We start from the raw sequence: 584 nt of genomic DNA, 5'->3' as shown, positions 1-584 counted from the left end.
CGGCGGTCGGTGGGGTCGGAGGTGGGGTTGGCGCGGCGGGAGTCCCCGACGTTGGGTGACCGGTTCGTCGGGGTGTCGCGGGCGTTGGTGCAGGAGCTGCCGGCGACGATGCGGTGCCTGACCGACGGGGTGGTGGGGGAGCGGCACGCCCTCGAGGTGGTCCGCGAGACGGCGACCCTGTCGCGGGAGGACCGGGCGGAGGTGGACCGGCGGCTGGGTCCGGTGTTGGGGTCGCTGTCGGAGCGGGCGGTGGGTCGGGCGGCGCGGCGGGTCGCGGCCGAGCTGGACGCGGCGTCGGTGGTGGCCCGGGTGGAGGCGGCGGCGCGGTCGCGGCGGGTGTCGGCGCGGCCGGCGCCGGACGGGATGGCGTACCTGAGCGTGCTGGCCCCGTTGCGGGACGTGGTCGGGGCGTACGCGGCGGTGCAGGCGCGGGCGCGGGCGGTCGTCGGCGGGCAGTGCCCCGACGAGCCTCCGGAGGGTCGTGGGGTGGGGGCGGTGGCGGCCGACACGGCGGTGCGGCTGCTGGCCGGGCTGGAGGTCGGGCAGGTGCAGCCGGTGGAGGTGCAGCTGGTGATGACGGACCG

Annotated in this window: 1 protein-coding gene; it reads left to right on the top strand. The window is 78.8% G+C overall.

The window, feature by feature from the left end; translation table 11 throughout:
* Positions 1 to 584: DUF222 domain-containing protein (locus tag Q0963_RS16490; RefSeq protein WP_299448170.1), on the top strand; the 584-nt coding region annotated here is incomplete at both ends.

The organism is uncultured Phycicoccus sp., from assembly GCF_947495705.1.
Classification (GTDB): Bacteria; Actinomycetota; Actinomycetes; order Actinomycetales; family Dermatophilaceae; genus Phycicoccus.
This window is presented reverse-complemented; position numbering and strand designations above follow the sequence as displayed.